This window comes from Nocardia sp. CC201C (genome assembly GCF_030010695.1).
GTDB classification, from domain to species: Bacteria; Actinomycetota; Actinomycetes; order Mycobacteriales; family Mycobacteriaceae; genus Nocardia; species Nocardia otitidiscaviarum.
In genome coordinates, this window is the sequence record NZ_JASCXP010000150.1 from 1 (window position 1) to 15,809 (window position 15,809).

The 15,809-nt window shown below is 71.4% G+C and carries 13 protein-coding genes; 10 read left to right on the top strand and 3 right to left on the bottom strand.

Going from position 1 to position 15,809, the window contains the following annotated elements:
* The 3 genes from QK444_RS17330 to QK444_RS17340 all read left to right on the top strand — a co-directional run.
* Window positions 1-1,563: FAD-binding protein (locus QK444_RS17330; protein WP_282781547.1), on the top strand; the 1,563-nt coding region annotated here is incomplete at its 5' end.
* 1 nt (window position 1,564) lies between these two features.
* Window positions 1,565-2,296, top strand: coding sequence for a glucose 1-dehydrogenase (locus QK444_RS17335; RefSeq protein WP_282781549.1), 732 nt, complete (start codon window positions 1,565-1,567; stop codon window positions 2,294-2,296).
* A 56-nt stretch (window positions 2,297-2,352) separates the two neighbouring features.
* Window positions 2,353-3,168 carry an SDR family NAD(P)-dependent oxidoreductase gene (locus tag QK444_RS17340; protein ID WP_029927137.1) on the top strand — a complete coding sequence of 272 codons (816 nt, stop codon included), beginning with the start codon at window positions 2,353-2,355 and terminating at the stop codon, window positions 3,166-3,168.
* 1 nt (window position 3,169) lies between these two features.
* On the opposite strand, the gene QK444_RS17345 is transcribed toward QK444_RS17340, so the two are convergent.
* Window positions 3,170-5,638, bottom strand: coding sequence for a molybdopterin-dependent oxidoreductase (locus QK444_RS17345; RefSeq protein WP_282781552.1), 2,469 nt, complete (start codon window positions 5,636-5,638; stop codon window positions 3,170-3,172).
* A gap of 130 nt (window positions 5,639-5,768) precedes the next feature.
* Between QK444_RS17345 and QK444_RS17350 the strand changes: the two genes are divergently transcribed.
* On the top strand, window positions 5,769-6,611 hold the full coding sequence (locus QK444_RS17350; protein ID WP_282781554.1) for a patatin-like phospholipase family protein: 843 nt from the start codon (window positions 5,769-5,771) through the stop codon (window positions 6,609-6,611).
* 27 nt (window positions 6,612-6,638) lie between these two features.
* Here the strand turns inward: QK444_RS17350 and QK444_RS17355 are convergent, their stop codons facing one another.
* Window positions 6,639-6,974, bottom strand: coding sequence for a metalloregulator ArsR/SmtB family transcription factor (locus QK444_RS17355; protein ID WP_282781556.1), 336 nt, complete (start codon window positions 6,972-6,974; stop codon window positions 6,639-6,641).
* Between the two features lie 79 nt (window positions 6,975-7,053).
* On the opposite strand from QK444_RS17355, the gene QK444_RS17360 reads away from it, so the two are divergent.
* From QK444_RS17360 to QK444_RS17380, 5 genes are read left to right on the top strand one after another with little or no spacing between them, the layout of a single operon-like run.
* Window positions 7,054-8,661, top strand: a complete 1,608-nt coding sequence (locus tag QK444_RS17360; RefSeq protein ID WP_282781558.1) for an ABC transporter substrate-binding protein — start codon at window positions 7,054-7,056, stop codon at window positions 8,659-8,661.
* 50 nt (window positions 8,662-8,711) lie between these two features.
* Window positions 8,712-9,665, top strand: coding sequence for an ABC transporter permease (locus QK444_RS17365; RefSeq protein WP_282781571.1), 954 nt, complete (start codon window positions 8,712-8,714; stop codon window positions 9,663-9,665).
* Window positions 9,658-10,479, top strand: a complete 822-nt coding sequence (locus QK444_RS17370) for an ABC transporter permease (protein WP_282781560.1) — start codon at window positions 9,658-9,660, stop codon at window positions 10,477-10,479. The genes QK444_RS17365 and QK444_RS17370 overlap by 8 nt, the downstream gene beginning before the upstream one ends.
* Window positions 10,476-11,387: an ATP-binding cassette domain-containing protein gene (locus tag QK444_RS17375; RefSeq protein WP_282781562.1), complete on the top strand. Its 912-nt coding sequence runs from the start codon at window positions 10,476-10,478 to the stop codon at window positions 11,385-11,387. Before QK444_RS17370 ends, QK444_RS17375 begins: the two co-directional genes overlap by 4 nt.
* The gene (locus tag QK444_RS17380; RefSeq protein WP_282781565.1) at window positions 11,387-12,019 is read left to right on the top strand and encodes an ATP-binding cassette domain-containing protein; all 633 of its coding nucleotides are present in this window, start codon (window positions 11,387-11,389) and stop codon (window positions 12,017-12,019) included. The genes QK444_RS17375 and QK444_RS17380 overlap by 1 nt, the downstream gene beginning before the upstream one ends.
* Here QK444_RS17380 and QK444_RS17385 read toward each other — a convergent pair.
* Window positions 12,005-13,591 (bottom strand): FadD3 family acyl-CoA ligase, encoded by a 1,587-nt coding sequence (locus QK444_RS17385; protein ID WP_282781567.1) that lies wholly within the window; start codon window positions 13,589-13,591, stop codon window positions 12,005-12,007. The two genes, QK444_RS17380 and QK444_RS17385, sit on opposite strands and share 15 nt — an antisense overlap.
* A 231-nt stretch (window positions 13,592-13,822) precedes the next feature.
* Here QK444_RS17385 and QK444_RS17390 point away from each other — a divergent pair.
* A partial coding sequence (locus QK444_RS17390) for a pyruvate, phosphate dikinase (RefSeq protein WP_282781569.1) occupies window positions 13,823-15,809 on the top strand: 1,987 nt, incomplete at its 3' end.

Here is a 15,809-nt window from a genome sequence, read left to right on the forward strand (position 1 = left end):
GGGGGCTCGACCGCGCGCTCCGGCGGCGGTATCTGGGTGCCGAACAATCCGGTGCTCCAGGCGGCGGGCGTGCCCGACAGCCCGGAGATGGCCCGCACCTATCTGAAAGCCGTTGTGGGCGATCGCGTTCCGGAGGCCAAGCAGCGGGCTTTCCTGGATCACGGGCCGGAGATGTTCCGCTACCTGGGCGCTCGCTCGCGGTACTGGGAATTCGTCTACGACCGCGGCTATTCCGACTATCACCCGGAGTTCCCCGGCGGGCTGTCACAGGGCCGCAGCATCGAACCCGCTCCCATCGACGGGCGGCTGCTGGGCGCGGATCTGCACAAGATCAATCAGCCGACCATGTCCGCGCCCAAGGGCATCGCCATCACGGTCAGCGACTTCCACGACCTCAATATGATCGCCCGCACCTGGGCGGGCAAGAAGACGGCCGTGAAGGTGGGCGCGCGCACCGCGCTGAACCTGCTCAGGGGCGCGCTGCCGCTCAGCCTGGGCAAGGCCCTGGCCGCCCGGCTGTGGCTGTCGCTGCGGGACGCGGGCGTGCCGGTGTGGCTGGGCACGCCGCTCACCGAGGTCGTCACCGAGGGCGGCGCCGTGGTCGGGGTGCGGGCCGAGCACGAGGGCCGCTCCGTCCTCATCCGGGCGCGGCGCGGCGTGGTGCTGGCGGCGGGCGGCTTCGAACACAACCTCGAGATGCGCGAGCAGTACCTGTCCGGGCCGCAGTCCACCGACTGGACCGTGGGTGCGACCGAGAACGTCGGGGAGGGCATCGTGGCGGGCCAGAAGGTCGGCGGCGCGGTGGACCTGATGGACGACGCCTGGTGGGGCCCGTCGGTGCGCAATCCCGACGGACCGCCGTTCTTCTGCCTGGCCGAGCGCTCGCAGCCGGGCGCGATCATGGTGAACGACAACGGGGAACGGTTCGTCAACGAATCCGCGCCGTATGTGAACGTGGTGCACCGGATGTACGAGATGGAAGCGGCCGGCACCGGCAGCATCCCGGCGCACTTCATCTTCGACCAGAACTTCCGCGACCGCTATCTGTTCCTCGGCAACTTCCCGAAACGCCCACTGCCGCAGAAGTATTACGACGCGGGCATCATCACCTCGGCCGACACCCTGGCCGAGCTCGCCGACGAGATCGGGGTGCCCGCCGACCGGCTCACCGCCACCGTGCGGCGGTTCAACGACTTCGCCCGCGCCGGTCGCGACGAGGATTACGGCCGTGGCGATTCCGCCTACGACCGGTACTACGGCGATCCGACCGTGCGCCCGAACCCGACCCTCGCACCGCTCGAGCGCGGACCCTTCTACGCGGTGGAGATGGTGCCCGGCGACCTCGGCACCAAGGGCGGCCTGGTGACCGACGAGTACGCCCGGGTGCTCGACCACGACGGTGAGCCCATCGCCGGACTCTATGCGGCGGGCAATAATTCGGCCGCCGTCATGGGCAACGACTACGCCGGTGCGGGCGCGACCATCGGGCCCGCCATGGTGTTCGGCTTCATCGCCGCCAATCACCTGGCCGACTCGCGGTCGGCGCGATACGAGGAGAGCTGAGATGGGACGCGTCGACGACAAGCACGTCGTGATCACCGGCGGGGCGCGCGGCATGGGCGCGGCCTTCGCGCGCCGACTCGCGGCCGAGGGCGCGCGGGTGACCATTGCCGATGTGCTGGCCGAGCCGGGGCGGGCGGTGGCGGCCGACATCGGTGACGCCGCGCTGTTCCTACCGCTCGACGTGACCGACGAGGGCGACTGGACCACGGTGATCGCCACCGCCGAGGCGCGGTTCGGCCCGGTGTCCGGGCTGGTCAACAATGCGGGCATCGTGCACGTGGACCCCATCGAGAAGCTGTCGGAGGCCGACTACCGCCGGGTCGTCGACGTGAACCAGGTCGGTGTCTTTCTCGGGATGAAGACGGTGATCGGCTCCATGCGCCGTGCGGGCGTGGGGTCCATCGTGAACATCTCCTCCACCGGAGGGCTCATCGGCTATGCCGATATCCTCGGCTACGTCGCCTCCAAATGGGCGGTGCGCGGGATGACCAAGACGGCGGCGCAGGAGTTGGCCGCCGACAATATCCGGGTCAACTCGGTGCATCCCGGCATCGTCGCCACCGAGATGACGGCGGCGTCGGATCGCTCGCGGTCGATCGCGGCGACGCAGCCCATCGCGCGCCCCGCCACCCCGGAGGAGTTGGCGAATCTGGTGCTGTTCCTCATCTCCGACGAGTCCTCCTACTCCACCGGCGCGGAATTCGTCGCCGACGGCGGCTTCACCACCCAGTAAGACCGGCGCGGTTCCGCCATCGTGCGACTCCGCCACTGTGAGACAAGGACATTCCCATGCAGAGCTTCCACGGCAAGGTCGCCGTCGTCACCGGGGCCGGGGCCGGTATCGGCCGGGCGCTGGCCCTCGAACTGGCCCGCGAGGGGGCGGCGCTCGCGCTGTCGGGGCGCACTCTCGACAGCGTGGCCGAGACCGCCGCCCTGTGCGAGCAGGAGGGGGCGAAGGCCCGCGCCTATCGGCTCGACGTCACCGACCGCGCGGCGGTGTACGCGCACGCCGACGCGGTGGTGGCCGATTTCGGCACGGTGAACCTGGTCGTCAACAATGCCGGTGTCTCGCTGACCGCCAATATCGAGGACGTCACCTGGGAGGACTTCGAGTGGATCTTCGATATCAACTTCTGGGGCACGGCGCACGGCACCAAGGCGTTCCTGCCGCATGTCATCGCCTCGGGTGACGGGCATATCGCCAATGTCTCCAGCATGTTCGGGCTGGTCGCCTGCCCGAGTCAAAGTGGTTACAGCTCATCGAAGTTCGCCATGCGGGCGTTCACCGACGCGCTGCGCCAGGAGATGATCATCGCGGGCCACCGGGTGGGCGTCAGCAGTGTGCACCCGGGCATGATCAAGACCGAGATCGCCTGGAAGGCAAGGGCGTCGGCCGATCGTGATCGCGACGCCCTGGCCTCCAACTTCGACCGGCTGGCCAAGACCTCGCCGGAGCAGTGCGCCCGGACCATCCTGAACGGCATCCGCAAGAACAAGCCGCTCATTCTCATCGGCACCGACGCCAAGGCCATGAACTGGATGCAGCGCCTGCTCGGCTCCGGCTACATGAAGCCGCTGACCGCGCAGATGCGCAAGGAGATCTGACTCAGGCGAGCACCTCGATGCGTGCCGGAACGTACTTGTGCCACGGGGTTCCGGCGATCGGGTCGCGGTGGCGCAGGGAGGTGAGCTCGTTCGGAGCCACGCCCGCGCGCCGACCGTCGTCCTCGGTGCCGAGACCGTTGGGCAGGGTGATATTGCCGGGTCGGACGGTATCGGTCACCTCGACCACGGCCGGGGCCGCTCCCGCCTCGGTGACCACGCGCACCCGGTCGCCGGTGTCGACGCCGAGCCGCCGCGCGTCCTCGGGGTTCACCCGCAGCGCGCCGTCGGCGTCGCGGCGTCGCCAGGCCGGATCGCGGAAAATCGTATTGGCGGTGAAGGATCGGCGCTCACCGGCCGCCAGGATGAACGGGTAGTCGGGATCGGCCCGGTCCGGCGCATCGGCCAGTTCGCTGAAAGCCGCCAGCAGTTCCGGGATCTCCAGGGTGAAGCGGCGATCCGGGCGGCGGACGTAATTCCAGGTGTCGGACCATTCGTCGACCGTGAACGTGACGGCCGAGCGGCCGTGCAGGATTGCCTCGAAAAGCTGCTCCCCGGCGGCCAATCCGGGACCGCGGTACCCGGCGCGGCCGACCCCTGCGGGATTGCCCAGGGCGCACAGGTGGGCGATGCCCCACAGCACGGCCGCCCCGCGCAACTCCTCGGGCAGGGTCGGGCCGAGGGTTTCGTAGAGCACGTACGGCGCCAGCCGCATCAGCGTCGGATCGGCGGCGACGGCACTGAAGAAGGCCAGCGCGAAGGCGTGACGTCCGGCGCGGGCGGCGGTACGCAGCCGCGCGAGGGTGGTCCGCGGGGCGGCGTCGAGCGCGGTGAGCAGGCGCGCGTAGATCTCCGGCTCCGGCAGCGTGCCCGTCAGCGGCGGCAGCAGCGGGGCGCGCAGCTGGAAGGTGTTGTGCGGGAACTCGAAATTGAAGAAGGTGGCCTCGCACTTCTCGAACTGGCTGGCCGCGGGGAGTACGTAGTGCGCGTGCCGGGCGGTTTCGGTGAAGGCCACATCGACCACGACCACCAGGTCGAGGGCGTCCAGCGCGGCCCGGAAGGTCTTCGAATCCGCGAGGGAGTGCGCGGGATTCACGCTGTCGATCCACATGGCGCGGAAGCGGTCGGGGTGATCGGTGAGGATCTCCTCGGCGATGGAGTTGCACGGCACCAGGCCCGCGATGATGCGCGCGCCGGTGACCGGGGTGCGGCGCGCACCGCCGGGCTGGCTGACCCCGCCCGCGCCGCCCAGCAGGCCACCGGCCATCGGGGCGACGGCGGTCACGAGTTTCTCGGCGGCGGTGTCGGCGAGTTTCGCACCGGCGGGCAGGGCGGTGAGTGCGCCGAGGGTGGCCGACAGCGTGGTCGCGCCGAGCGGAACGGCGCGGGCGGCGGCGGTGCCGAGGGTCTTGCGCGCCCGGTCCAGGAGTGACGGTGGTCGGGTGCGCGCGGTGCGTGGGGGAGCGGCGCTGCCCGCCACGGCGGCCAGCACCGAGTGCAGGGCCATGGTGCCCGGCTTGCCGAAATTGCCGGTGAGGATCCACAGCAGCTTGTTGAGGTACGACGACAGGGTGGAGTGCGGGGCCTGCTGGATGCCGAGGTCCTCGTAGGTGGCGACGGACTCGCCGGTGCCGATGGCGCGCGCGGCGGCGCGGATCAGCTCCTCGTCGACCCCGCAGCGGCGCGAGAACTCGGGCACGTCGACGGTCTTCAACCGCGCGAGCACGGCGTCCGCGCCGGTGGTGTGCTCGTCGAGGAATTGGTGGTCGAGCAGGTCCTCCTGCACCAGCACGCCGAGCAGCGCGCCCAGGCAGTAGGCGTCGGTGCCGGGCGCGACCTGGAGGTGGATGTCGGCGAGGTCGGCGGTCTCGGTGCGGCGCGGGTCGATGACGATCATGGTGCGGTCCGGATCGGCGGCGATCTGCCGCAGCACCGGCCTGGCCCGCGCGAAACTGTGGGACTGCCAGGGGTTCTTGCCCACGAACACGACCACCCGGGCGTGTTCGAAATCGCCCTTGGTGTGGCCGCCGTAGAGCTTGCCGTCCACCCACATCTCGCCGGTCTTCTCCTGCGCCAGCGCATTGGAGTAGTACTTCGCGCCGACCGCGGCCTGGAGCGCCTGCGCGTAGCTGCCGCCCAGGTGATTGCCCTGTCCGCCACCGCCGTAGAAGAAGATCTTGTCGCCGCCGTGGGTGTCGCGCACCGCGCTCAGCCGGGCGGCGATCTCGGTGACGGCGGTATCCCAGTCGATCTCGGTGTAGCTGCCGTCGGGTTCGCGCCGCAGCGGGCGGGTCAGGCGGTGCGGATAACTCTGGTAGTAGTCCAGCCGCAGCGCCTTCTCGCAGGTGTAGCCCCCGGAGGCGACGTGCTCCTTATCGCCGCGGATGCGGGCCAGCCGCCGATCCTCGACCTCGATCTCCAGCCCGCAGTTGCATTCGCACAGGATGCACGCCGTCTTCCGCGCCGATGCCATGGCGGTCTCCTCCTCAGTGAACGGACAGAACGTTCCTTCGTAGGTGCATGATTGCAGTATAACGATCGGTATACAAGGGTGATGGGCAAACACCCCGGTCGGCGGCGGGTTGTTCGGTACCGTGGGATTCATGGCTGGACCGGTGTCGCCCAAGGGATCTCGCATCGCGCTCGTACTGGGCGGGGGAGGGCCGGTGGGTATCTCGTGGCTCGCCGGGTTGGCGGTCGGGTTGCGTGCGGCGGGTATCGACCTGGGCCTGGCCGATCGGTTCGTGGGCACCTCGGCGGGTGCGGTGGTGGGCACCGTGCTCGCGGCCGGTGCCGACCCCATCCGCCTGCTGACCCCGCCGCCCGCGGACGCGCCGCCGCTGCGAGCGGATCCGGCGCGGCTGGGGGAGATCTTCGCGACCATGACCGAACCCGGCATCGCCCCGAAGGACGCCCGCCGCAAGATCGGCGCGCTGGCCATGGCGGCGGACGTCGGTGCGCCCGGAGTGCACATCGACCGCATGCGCGCCCTGGTCGGCGTCGACGACTGGCCCGACCGCGATATCGTGCTCACCGCCATCGACGCCCACTCCGGCGACCTGCGCACCTGGACCCGCGGCGGCGCGGCGACGCTGGCCGAGGCCCTCGCCGCCACCACATCGGTTCCCGGTGTGCTCCCGCCCATTCCCATCGACGGCCGCACCTACATCGACGGGGGCCTGCGCTCCGCCATCAACGCCGATCTGGCCCTGCCCGCGGACGTCGTCGTCATCCTCGAACCCCTGGCGCACATTTTCCCCCGCACCCGCGCCGACCGCGACCTCGGCTCCGCCCGCGAGATCTCCGTCGTCCCCGACGCCACCGCCGTCGCCGCCTTCGGGCCCGACGTCTTCGCCGTCGCCGCCCTCACCCCCGCCTTCGAATCCGGCGTCCGCCAATCCGCCGACGCCGCCACGTCCCTCAAAGACGCCTGGCCCGCCCGCTGACAGGTGTCGCGCGGATGCGCGGTGGCCTCAGTCGTGGGTCGCGCCGATATTGTGCAGCACCTCGTGGATGATCGGATCGTCGAGGTGGTTGGCGACCGCGCGGCCCATGCGGGTGGAGGTGATGAAGTTCTCGTGCCGCAGGACCCGCAGTGCCTGGGAGATCGAGTTCTCGGTGCGGCCGGTGGCGGCGGCGAGTTCACCCACGGTGATGCCGGGGCAGCGGTGCAGGCAGAGCAGGATCTCCAGGCGGCCGGGATCGGAGAGCAGGTCGAAGCGGCGCGCCCAGGCGCGAATGTCCACGCCACACAGCGCCAGTTGGCCGCGCTGAACCGGTGACCCCTTCGTTGACCGCGGTTCTCCCATGGCCCTCACGGTAGTCGCGTCGGAACGCCAGGCCCTATTATCTGTTCACCTGAACAGGTGAACAGTTGAAAGGCTCTCGATGAGGATTGGCTCCCGGACGTCGCGCAGCGTCGGTGTCCTGCTCGCACTGACCGCCGCGCTGTCGGCGTGCGGTGCGCCGACGACCACCGACGACGGGTCGCTGGTCCTCGCCGACGGATACGAACTCGGCGGCTACAACCCGATCGCCGGGTACGGCGCGGCGGGTGAGGCCAAGATGTACGACGGGCTGCTGCGGCTGCGCGGCGGCCCGGGGCTCCCGGAGTTCGATCCGGCGCTGGCGATCGCGCCGCCGGTCGCCGCCGCCGACGCCGCGGTGTGGACCGTCGAGCTGCGGCCGGGGGTGAAGTTCAGCGACGGAACGGATTTCGACGCCGCCGATGTGGTGGCCACCTATCGCGCCGTTCTCGATCCCGCCTCCGCCTCCGAGGTGCGCTCCTCCTACGAGATGATCGAGCGCGTCGACGCCGTCGACTCCGATACCGTGCGCTTCACCCTGCGCTACTCCTACGCCGCGTTCCCCACCAAGCTGCTCATCGGCATCGTGCCGTCGGAGGCGGTCGCCACCCCGGGCCCGGCCGCCGAATCCCCGCTCAACACCGCCCCCGTCGGCACCGGGCCGTACCGCCTGACCGAACTGACCCCGGAGCGCGCGGTGCTGGTCGCGAACGAGGACTACTGGGACGGCCCGCCCGCGGTGCGGAAGGTCACGCTGGTCTACGTCCCCGACGACAACACCCGCGCGCAGCGCATGGCCGCCGGTGAACTCGACGGCACCACGCTGCCACCGCTGCTGGCGCGCACCTTCGCCGACCGCGCCGGAATGACGGTGTCCGCCAACACCTCCGCCGACTGGCGCGGCGTCTCGCTGCCCTCGGGACATCCGGTGACGGGTGACCCCGCCGTTCGCATGGCGCTCAATCTGGCGGTGGACCGCCGGGCCGTCATCGACAATGTGCTCGGCGGCTACGGCCGCCCGGCCTATACGCCGATTCCCGAGGTGTACGGCGAAGCCCACAATCCCGCGGCGACATTCGACTTCGACCGGGAGCGGGCCGCGGCACTGCTGGACGCGGCCGGGTGGCGACCGGGACCGGACGGCATCCGCGTGCGGGACGGTCAGCGGGCCGCGTTCACGGTCATGTACAAGTCCACCGACACCCTGCGCCGCGATCTGGCACAGGCGTTCGCCTCCGACGCCCGCCGCATCGGCATCGAGGTGGATCTGGAGGGGTTGTCCTGGGACCGGATCGAGCCGCGGGTGGAACGCGACGCCATTCTGCTCGGCGGCGGGGACGAACCCTACGATCCGGATACGCAGGCGTACAAGACGCTGCACTCGGCCTACCTGGACCCGGCCGTGGGCAGCGTCTACGACAATGCCAGCCGCCACGCCGATCCCGCCGTCGACGCGGCCCTCGATCGGGCCCGCCGCAGCACCGATCCGGCCGCCCGCGCCGCCGCGTACCGCGACGTGCAGAGCGCCTACATCGCCGACCCGAGCTATGTGTTCCTGGCCTTCCTCGACCACACCTACGTGACCAGGGATTCGAATTGGGTGATGTCGGGCCCCGTGCTGGAGCCGCATACGCACGGCGTCGCCTGGGGACCCTGGTGGTCCCTGCACACCTGGACGCGACGCTCGTGACCTCGGTGACGCCGCGGCGCAACCGATTCCGGGACCGGGGGCTGCCCCGGATGATCGGCTTCCGGCTGCTCACGCTGATCCCGGTGCTGGCGGCGGTGGCGGCCGGACTCTTCGCGGCCGCCGCGTATTCGCCCTTCGATCCGCTGGCGGGCTATCTGGGCAATCGCTACGAGACCACCTCGGAAGCCGACAAGGCGCTGCTGGCACGGGAATTGGGCCTCGACACCCCCTGGTACCAGCTGCTCGGCCGCTGGTTCGGCCGGGTGCTCACCGGTGACCTGGGCATGTCCCGAGGTTACGGTCAGCCCGTGAGTCAGGTGGTGGCCGAACGCATTCCGTGGACCGTGCTGCTGGTCGGCGTCTCGCTCACCATGGCCGTTCTCATCGCGGTGACGCTCGGCGCGTGGACCGGGATGCGGCGCGGTGGCCTGGTGGACCGGGCGGTCAGCACCGCCTGCGTGGTGGTGCAGGGGCTGCCGCCGTTCGTGCTGGCCCTGGCCGCCATCGGAATCTTCGCCGTCGGCACCGGCTGGCTGCCGCCCGCCGGACTCACCGACGCCGGCGCCGACCCCGATGTGGCTCAGGTGCTCCGGCATCTGGTGCTGCCCGCGTCGGCGCTCGCGCTGTCGCAGCTGCCCTGGCTGCTGCTGGCAGTGCGGGAGTCGGTGTCGCACAACCGGAGTGAGGACTTCGTCACCGGAGCCATGGCGCGCGGCGTGGATGCGGTCACCATCGCCCGCCGCCACATCCTGCCCATGTCGCTGGCTCCGTTCGTGACCATCCTGGGCGTGCGGCTGCCCGAACTCGTGGTGGGCGCGGTGCTGGTGGAGGAGATCTTCTCGTGGCCGGGCATCGCGGGCGCGTTCGTCGACTCGGCCACCGATCTGGATATGCCGCTGCTGGCCCTGCTCACCGTGGGCACCACGGGTGCGGTCATGCTCGGCTCGCTGCTCGCCGACATCGCCTGTGTAGTACTGGATCCGCGGGTGCGTGCCGATGGCTGACCGACGTTTCCGCGTCGCGGCCGCCGTCCTCGTCGCGGTCGCGGCCTATGCGCTGCTGGTGCCGTGGCTGTTCGGGATCGACGACCGGCTCACCGACTTCGCGGCGGCCCGGCGGGCGCCGTCGGGGGCGCACTGGTTCGGCACCGACGCCGCCGGACGTGACCTGTTCGTGCGCGTGGCCGCCGCCATTCGCGTCTCACTGCTGGTGGCTGTCGCCTCGGCGCTGCTGGCCACGGTGCTCGGCACCCTGGTCGGCACGGCGTCCGCGCTGGCGGGCGGCTGGGTGGACCGGCTGGTCATGCGCGTCGCCGACACCACCAACGCGCTGCCGCATCTGCTGTTGGGCATCGTCATCGTGGCGCTGTTCCGCGGCAGCGTGCTCGCCGTGGTGCTGTCCATCGCGCTCACGCACTGGGTGCAGGTCGCCCGCGTGGTGCGCGCGGAGACACTGAGCGTGCGCGAACACGACTACCTCGCCGCCGCCCGGCTCGCCGGTGCCGGACCCGGATATCTGTTGCTGCGGCACGTGCTGCCCGCCGTCGCGCCGCAGGCGTTGATCGCGGTGGTGCTGTTGCTGCCGCATGCGGTATGGCACGAATCCACGCTGTCGTTCCTGGGGTTCGGTCTGCCGCCGCACGCGCCGAGTCTGGGCACCCTGCTGGAGGAGGCGCGCTCCTCACTGCTGCTGGGCGGCTGGTGGACGCTGGCGTTCCCGGCCGGCGTGCTGGTCGTCACCACGGTGGCGGTGGCGGTCGCCGGATCGGCCCTGCGCGCCAGGCTCATTCCCCCGAAACCCGCGAGGCTGCTGTCATGACCCTGGTCGATCCCGCCCTGCGCGCCGGACTCGCCATCACGGCGCTCACGGTGCGCATCCCGCTGCCCCGAAGGCGCGTCGTGCACGCGGCCACCGACGTGACGCTCGATGTCCCGCGCGGCCGGGTGACCGCCCTGGTCGGCGAATCCGGTTGCGGCAAATCGGTTGTCGCCAGCGCCGTGCTGGGTCTGCTGCCGCCGCACGCCGAGGTCGGCGGGGCCATCCGCGTCCCGGCCGGGGACCGGCAGCTCGATGTGCGCACCACCGACGAGCCCTACCGGGGTCGGCATGTAGGACTGGTACCGCAGTCCCCGGCAACGCATTTCACCCCGGTGCGCACCATCGGCGCGCAGCTCCTCGAGACGCTCGACCGGCTCGGCTCCCCGCACGGCTGCGCCGACCTGGCCGAGCGCGTCGGCTTCCCGATCGAGGCGTTGGACCGCTATCCGCACGAGCTGTCCGGCGGGATGGCGCAGCGCGCCGCCGTCGCCGCCGCACTGGCCGGTGATCCGGAGACGATCGTCGCCGACGAACCCACCTCCGGACTGGATCGCGACCGCACCGACCACGTGCTGCGCCTGCTGCGCGAGTGCACCGACCACGGTGCGGCGGTCCTGCTCATCACCCACGATCTGGCCGCGCTCATCCGCACCGGAATCGCCGACACCCTGGCGGTCATGTACGCCTCCCACCTGATGGAGACCGGACCGGCCGCGGAACTGCTCGACGATCCGTGGCACGAGTACACGCGGGATCTGCTGGCGGCGCTGCCCGAGCGCGGACTGCGGCCGCTGCCGCATCCCAGCCCGGAGCTGACCGACCTGAGCGCCGAGCGCTGCCACTACCTCGGTGGACCGACGACCCTCACCGCGCGGGGACCGCGCCTGCTGCGCGAACGGAGCCGGTGATGCTGGCGGCCGCCGCGGTGAGCGCGGGATACCGGCGCGGTGACACCGTGCTCGACGGGGTGGACTTCGCCGTCGCACCCGGGGAGGTGGTCGGCCTGGCGGGGGCATCCGGTTCCGGGAAAACCACTCTCGTGCGCGTCCTGGCGGGCCTGGTGACACCGCGCACCGGCGTGGTCACCCTGGACGGGCGACCGTTGGCGCGCGCTCCGCGTGGTGCGGTCGGCGTCGTCTTCCAATCCCCGCGCACGGCGGCCGATCCGCGCTTCACCCTCGCGCGGATCATCGGTGAACCGGCCCGCATCCGCGGGGAACGCGACCCCGATGTCACCGCGCTCGCCGGGGCGGTCGGGCTGACACCGGATCTGCTGGAGCGCCGCCCGCACGAGGTCAGCGACGGCCAGTTGCAGCGCGCGTGCGTGGCGCGCGCCCTGGCGCAGCGGCCGCGCTACCTGCTGTGCGACGAGGCCACCGCCATGCTGGACGCGGCGACCACGGCGGCCATCGTGCGGCTGCTCATGGACCGCGCCGCCGCCGACGGCATCGGCGTGCTGGTCGTGTCGCACGACGGGGAGCTGCTCGACGCCTGTTGCACGCGGGTGGCGAGCATCGAGTCCGGATCACTCCGGTCGTGAGGCCGGTGCGCGCAGCTGGTTCTTCATCACCTTGCCGCCGGTATTGCGGGGCAGCGCGTCGGTGAACGCGATCTCGCGCGGCACCTTGTATCCGGCCAGCCGGGTGCGTGCCCACCCCAGGATGGCCTCGGCATCGGCGGCGGCCGGGTCGGTGGGCACCACCACCGCCCGTCCCACCTCGCCCAGGCGGGGGTCCGGGATGCCGACCACCGCCACCTCGCGAATTCCGGGATGTCCCAGCAGGGTTCGCTCGATCTCGGCGGGATAGGCGTTGAAGCCGCCGACGATGAACACATCCTTCAGGCGGTCGGTGATGCGCAGGTAGCCGTCCGCGTCCAGGGTGCCGACATCCCCGGTGTGCAGCCAGCCGTCGGTGTCGATGGCGGCGGCGGTGGCCTCCCGGTCGTCGAGGTAGCCGCGCATGACATTCGGTCCGCGCACGGTGATCTCGCCGGGCACGCCCGCCGCGACGGGTGCGCCGTCTCGGTCCACCAGGCGAATCTCGGTGTCGAGGACGGCCTTTCCCACCGTGGTCGCCGCCAGTTCGGCGGGTGCGTCGGGCGGGCAGACGGTGATCACGCCGATGGATTCGGTGAGGCCGTAGGCCGTATAGACGTGCGGCACACCGAGTTCGGAGCGAATGCGCTCGACCAGTTCGGTGGGAATGGGCGCGCCGCCGGTTCCGGCCAGCCGCAGTGAGCTCAGATCGCGGCCGGTGCGGTCGCGGCGGAGCAGGTCGGTGAACAGGGTGGGTGCGCCCGCGAGCATGGTGACGCGTTCGCGCGCGATGAGATCGAGCACCGCATCGGCGTCGAAGCGGGGGACCGGGATCATGGTGGCGGCGCGCAGCAGGCAGGCGATGATGCCCGCCTTGTACCCGAAGGTGTGCGAGAACGGATTGACCAGCAGACAGCGGTCGCCGTGCCGCAGTGTGACCGCGTCGGCCCAGCGGTCGAACACCTCCAGGGTCTGCCGGTGGGTGGCGAGCACGCCCTTGGGTGCCCCGGTGGTGCCGGAGGTGAACAGGATGTCGGAGATCGCGTGCGCGTCGACGGCGGCCGCTCGCGCGCGGGCCGCGGCCGCCGGTGTTCCGGAGCCGGATTCGAGGAACGAGCGCCATTCCCCGGCGGCGCTCATATCCACCGTCCGCCGCAGGGTCGGCAGCACCCGGCCCGACTCGGCGAGCAGCCGCGGATAGTCGTTGCCCAGGAAGCCGCGCACGGTGAACAGCGCCCGCGCCCGGGCGCGCGCGAGGATGTCCGCCGTCTCCACCCCGGTCAATCGGGTGTTGATCGGCACCAACACCGCACCCGCTCCGAGCAGTCCCAGCGCGGTGACGATCCAGCGCGCGCCATTGGGAGCCCAGATCCCCACCCGGTCGCCGGGTCCGAGCCCGCTCGCCATGGCCGCCCGCGTCACCGCGAGGGCATGTTCCGCCAGTTCGGCGTAGGTCATCCGGCCCTCGGGCCCGGCGATGGCGAGCACGTCCGGGAACTGTTGTGCCCGGTCCGCGAGCAGCGCGGGAATACTCGTCAGCCCCGTATCGCCCATGGACTCGTCCCGCCGATCCATGCGCCCATCCTGCCGCACCGCCCCGCCCGCTATGCCTGATTCGTCGGATGGGTCCCGTTCACCGGGGTTGATCCGCCGCGACCGGCGGACCGCCACCCGCCGCGCGGCCGGTTCCGCTCAACGAGATCGGGTTGGAGAACCGCGTCGCCGACCCGGCACGCTCGGTACATGACGCCCGGACGGGAGGCACGGGGCGCGGTGCGCAGGAATCCACACGATCGAAGGAGTGATATGACCGCGGGAGCGGAGCTTGCCCAGCGACCGGATGTGGCGGCCGACGCGGCGACCGTCGTCGAACTCGACGGCCGCTGCGGGCTGTCGCGGGAGCGGATCGGCGGCAAGGCGTGGAGCATCGACCACATGCGGGCATTGGGGCTGCCGGTGCCGCCCGCCTTCGTGATCACCACCGACGGCTGGGCCGACTACCGCCGCCGAGGTGGCATCGCCGCGGAGATCTGGGCGCAGGTGCGCGCGGGGATCGCCATGATCGAACGCGGCACCGGCCGCGGCTTCGGCGGCACCGTCCGCCCGCTGCTGGTGTCGGTGCGCTCCGGCGCGGCGGTCAGCATGCCCGGCATGATGGATACCGTCCTCAATCTCGGTATGACCGATGCGGTGCGGCGGGCGCTGGCCGAGGAATCCGGGAATCCGGCCTACGCCGACGACACGTGGCGGCGCTTCCTCGCCCAGTACCGGGAGACGGTGCTCGGCGACGAGCACGGCGTGGTGCCGGATGATCCGTGGCAGCAGTTGCGCGGCGCGATCGAGGCGGTGTTCCGCTCCTGGGATTCCCCGCGCGCCAAAACCTATCGGCGCAATCGCGGTGTGGCCGACACGCTCGGCACCGCGGTCACCGTGCAGGCCATGGTCTTCGGCAATCTCGACGACCTGTCCGGCACCGGAGTGCTGTTCAGCCGCAACCCCAATACCGGTGACGGCCCGGCCTACGGTGAGTGGCTGGTCGGCGGGCAGGGCGAGGACGTGGTCTCCGGCCGCACCACGCCGCGCCCGCTCGACGAACTGGCCGCCACCCAGCCGCGCGTGCACGAGCGCTTGCTCGCCGCCGCGACGCAGCTGGAACGCGACGGCCGCGATATCCAGGACATCGAGTTCACCGTGGAGTCCGGCGCGCTGTGGCTGTTGCAGTCGCGCCCGGCCAAACGTTCGGCCCGAGCCGCCGTGCGGGCCGCGGTCGCCATGGTCGACGAGGGGATGATCGAGGCACGGCAGGCGCTGGATCGGATCACTCCCGACCAGGTGCGGGAGGTGCTGCGTCCCGCCTCCGGCGACACCACCGGGCAGCGGCCCCTGGCGCGCGGCGAATCCGCCTGCCCGGGACTGGCCTCCGGCCTGGTCGTCACCGATCCGGACGAGGCCGAGGCCCGCGCCCAGGCGGGGGAGGCGGTGATCCTGGTGCGCCCCACCACCAGTCCCGACGACCTGCACGGCATGATCGCCGCCCGCGCCATCGTCACCGAACTGGGCGGCACCACCTCCCATGCGGCGCTGGTCAGCCGGGAACTGGGCCGCCCGTGCGTGGTGGGCTGCGGTTCCGGCGTGGTCGCGGCGCTGGCCGGGCGCACCGTCACCGTGGACGGGGGCGCCGGTGTGGTGTGGCCGGGTGAGGTCGCCGGAAAACCGGTGGAGGCGGCCGTTCTCGCCGATGTCGCGCGGCTCGCCGCCTGGGCGGACACCGCGCCCGGCGATCTGGCGGCGCATCTGAAAGCGCGCGCGACCGCACCGGAAGGCGCTGCCCGACAGCAGGATCCGACCGCAGTGCCGTCGGCCACCGAAGTGCCGCCGGTCACCGAACTGCCGCCGGTCACCGAACTGCCGCCGGTCACCGAACTGCCGCCGGTCACCGAACTGGAGCTGCTGCGCCTGGTCGGCATCAAGGGCCGGGCCAGCGCCGAGCATCTGGCCGCCAGCCTGACCGCCGCGGTGGACGAGATCACCGCCCGCTGTGCGGATCTGGTGACGGCGGGCCTGTGCGCCACCACCCCCGCGGGCTTCCGGCTCACCCCGGACGGCCGCCCACGCCTGGAGCGGCTGCTGGCCGAGGAACGCGAAACCGTCGACCACGCGGCGATCTCCGCCGCCTATGACGAATTCTGCGGCCACAACCAGGAATTGAAGGTCATCATCACCGACTGGCAGATGAAGGACGCCGACACCGTCAACGACCACGCCGATGCCGAGTACGACGCCGCCGTCCTGG

What these genes read in the sequence shown, in the direction of transcription:
- QK444_RS17335 (WP_282781549.1), top strand. Translation starts at nt 1,565, where the DNA reads ATGGGACGCGTCGACGACAAGCACGTCGTGATCACCGGCGGGGCGCGC.
- QK444_RS17340 (WP_029927137.1), top strand. Translation starts at nt 2,353, where the DNA reads ATGCAGAGCTTCCACGGCAAGGTCGCCGTCGTCACCGGGGCCGGGGCC.
- QK444_RS17345 (WP_282781552.1), bottom strand. Translation starts at nt 5,638, where the DNA reads ATGGCATCGGCGCGGAAGACGGCGTGCATCCTGTGCGAATGCAACTGC.
- QK444_RS17350 (WP_282781554.1), top strand. Translation starts at nt 5,769, where the DNA reads ATGGCTGGACCGGTGTCGCCCAAGGGATCTCGCATCGCGCTCGTACTG.
- QK444_RS17355 (WP_282781556.1), bottom strand. Translation starts at nt 6,974, where the DNA reads ATGGGAGAACCGCGGTCAACGAAGGGGTCACCGGTTCAGCGCGGCCAA.
- QK444_RS17360 (WP_282781558.1), top strand. Translation starts at nt 7,054, where the DNA reads ATGAGGATTGGCTCCCGGACGTCGCGCAGCGTCGGTGTCCTGCTCGCA.
- QK444_RS17365 (WP_282781571.1), top strand. Translation starts at nt 8,712, where the DNA reads ATGATCGGCTTCCGGCTGCTCACGCTGATCCCGGTGCTGGCGGCGGTG.
- QK444_RS17370 (WP_282781560.1), top strand. Translation starts at nt 9,658, where the DNA reads ATGGCTGACCGACGTTTCCGCGTCGCGGCCGCCGTCCTCGTCGCGGTC.
- QK444_RS17375 (WP_282781562.1), top strand. Translation starts at nt 10,476, where the DNA reads ATGACCCTGGTCGATCCCGCCCTGCGCGCCGGACTCGCCATCACGGCG.
- QK444_RS17380 (WP_282781565.1), top strand. Translation starts at nt 11,387, where the DNA reads ATGCTGGCGGCCGCCGCGGTGAGCGCGGGATACCGGCGCGGTGACACC.
- QK444_RS17385 (WP_282781567.1), bottom strand. Translation starts at nt 13,591, where the DNA reads ATGGATCGGCGGGACGAGTCCATGGGCGATACGGGGCTGACGAGTATT.